The organism is Phocaeicola coprophilus DSM 18228 = JCM 13818, from assembly GCF_000157915.1.
Lineage (GTDB): Bacteria > Bacteroidota > Bacteroidia > Bacteroidales > Bacteroidaceae > Phocaeicola > Phocaeicola coprophilus.
Genome location: NZ_EQ973655.1, coordinates 1 through 2,692, shown reverse-complemented (window position 1 = coordinate 2,692; position 2,692 = coordinate 1). Strand labels below are relative to the sequence as shown.

At 49.6% G+C, this 2,692-nt stretch carries 2 protein-coding genes; both read right to left on the bottom strand.

The window, feature by feature from the left end; translation table 11 throughout:
• Positions 1–717: IS21-like element helper ATPase IstB (gene istB / locus BACCOPRO_RS16785; protein ID WP_040311637.1), on the bottom strand; the 717-nt coding region annotated here is incomplete at its 3' end.
• Between the two features lie 6 nt (positions 718–723).
• On the bottom strand, positions 724–2,331 hold the full coding sequence (gene istA, locus BACCOPRO_RS16780; protein ID WP_007566682.1) for an IS21 family transposase: 1,608 nt from the start codon (positions 2,329–2,331) through the stop codon (positions 724–726).
• Between the last annotated feature and the right edge of the window lie 361 nt (positions 2,332–2,692).

Here is a 2,692-nt window from a genome sequence, read left to right as displayed (position 1 = left end):
CTTCTTTCTTAGGCTCTCTCCTTTAAGGTCAAATTTTATTGCCTTATGCACGATTCTGTCCAGACAGGCTTCCGCAATGAGCTCGCTTTGGAACACATCATACCAGTCTGCAACGGGAAGCTGGCTGGCCAGGATGAGTGCCTTCCGGTTGTACCGGTCATCTATGATCTGTTCAAAGTCATGCTGTATCTGGCCGTCCAGCTTGACCATCCCAAAGTCATCGATAATCAGCAGGTCATGTGCGTTCAGCTTCCGGAAGAAGTTTGTTTCCCGTCCTTCCAGATGTGCAAGCTTCAGGTTCTCGATGAGCATGTTCATCGTGAAGTACAGTACCTTCCGGCCGTTCCTGCATGCCCTGTCACCCAGGGCACAGGCAAAGTAGGACTTCCCGGTTCCTGCCGGTCCGGTAATGATGACCGTCATTCCGCCCGTGATGTAATTTCCGGTTGCAAGGTCGGCTGCAGAGCAGGCCTGTATGCCCCTTGCCGTGTCCGTTTCAAGTTCTTCCATCGAGGCTCTCAGACGGAAGCCGGCATTCTTTATAAGACGCTGGATGCGGTTGTTCCCTCTCGTGTCACGTTCGTACTGGAGCATGATCTGCATGCCTTCACGCAGGGTAAGCTTGTCCAACTGATGTGTTTCTTCCAGAGAGCTCCAGCAGCTTGCCATTCCCGGAAGCTTCAGCTCGTGCAGTGTTCTTTCTGTTTCGTTGCTCATAATCATTTATTGTTGTTGGTTTATGTCATTTCCTGTAAAATAGTCTTTTCCGCGCATGTTCCCGTGGTTTGACGGTGTAGGCGCATGGAAGATTACCGTCTCGTCTGCGGATGCATTCATGCCGTTACGTCTGAGTATGGCTTCAAACTTGCTGTAGGAGTAAATACCGTACTCCATGCACTGACGGCAGGTAAGGTCAAACGTGGCCAGGTCATACTTCCTTCTGAGGCTGACTATGGAGTTGCACAGCTTGTAATACACCTCTTCAGGCTGTGCGGTACGTTTGGGGTCAAAGATTCTTTTTACATATTCATGGCAGTCAGGTGATATATCTTTTGCTTTCTCCACATAATAGGCTGCCGAACGCTCCATAATCACCCTGCAGCTGGATGCGAGATGTTCCCTGACTGTGGTATAGCCGTATGTATGGCTGCGGATATGTGAGGCCACCAGTTTCTGCTCCACATAGACCTTGACCCATGAACGCGTAAAGACTACTCTTGCCTGTTTTCCTACATGGATATAGGGGACGGAGTAAAAATGGGTCACCTTGTCCTGTCTCAGCTCCACATGGCAGTTTGCCTGTACTTTCAGATCGGCATACAGGCGCATCTCATAGGGTTCCGGTTTCAAGGGTTTCAGCAGCTCCTTCTCCATGGCATGAAAACGCTCCTCACGGCTGTAGGGACGCTTCTGCATACGGGTCTGGTTGTGCCTTTCCATCAGCTCCCATACGGCACGGTTCAGTTCCAGGAGTGAATGGAAGGTACGGTTACGCAATCTGGCATAGACACGGTTATATGTAATCCTTACGGAGTCCTCTACCAGAGCCTTCTGTGTCGGCGATGCCGGGTCGCATGGCAGTACCACGAAATGGTAGTAGTTGCCCATGTCCTCAAGAGCCTTGTTCAGCTTCGGCTCATGCCGGTCATTGCTGATTACAGCCGATTTGAGGTTGTCAGGAGTCAGTATGGAAGGTACACCGCCCAGATGTTCCAGACACATCCTTATGGCATACAGAAAGTCCTCCGTCTTCTGCGAAGGTACACATACCACATAGGTATAGTCGCTGTAAGGCATGCAGGCGACAAACACCTCCACCTTGACAATTTCTCCGGTTTCGGCATCCACATAGCTGAGCTTGTCACCGGCAAAGTCCACCATGAGCTTTTCACCCGGTTTGTAGGTGTTGGCCAGTACGGCCGTAACATCCTTCTTCGCAACGAGATTCTGCTTCAGATGGTAATAGAACTGTGACTTGCCGTAACCATCGGGATGAGTCGCACGGTATTCATCGAACAGGACCTGACGGCTTACATGGGATTTGGGGTCCGCCAGCAGTTCCCTGTATCTGGGTAGCAGGATCAGAAACTCTTCCATTCTCCTGTCCGTATATGCCGGAGAACCAGCATGGAACATCCGTTCCAACTCGGGATCGTCAATCTCAAGGAGGTCGCTGATGTTCCATCCGTTGGCTTTTACTGTATTCACATAACCGTTGACGGTTTCCTTGTCAATCGGTAACTTGCGGCTTACACCGCGGTTGGATTCTCCGGCCTGCTTGAGCTGGAGTACTTGTTTTATCAGACTCATATCCTTTGTTGTTCCTGCCATGACTGTGCTGTTTCTTGTTAGCTTACCAGCACAAAGGAAACTGAAACCGGGGAAAGAATGAACGGATATGCTCCGGAAACGAAGATATACGCTCACAATTCCATGCACGGCTGAACGGATATACTCCGGAAAATCTGAAAGCATACGTCTAAAGTGAACGGGTATGCTCCGGAAAAAGGGTGCTACAACCTGCAATTCTCGGAGGTGAACGGATATGCTCCGGAAAAATTGAGATTTTAATGTCTGGTTATCCATTTTTTCATCCTTTTAGGGGATGAACGGATAAAAATTACGCTTTTAAGGTATGGTTTTATACCCTAATAAGCTGCCGGAAAGTGAACGGGTATGCTCCGGAATATGT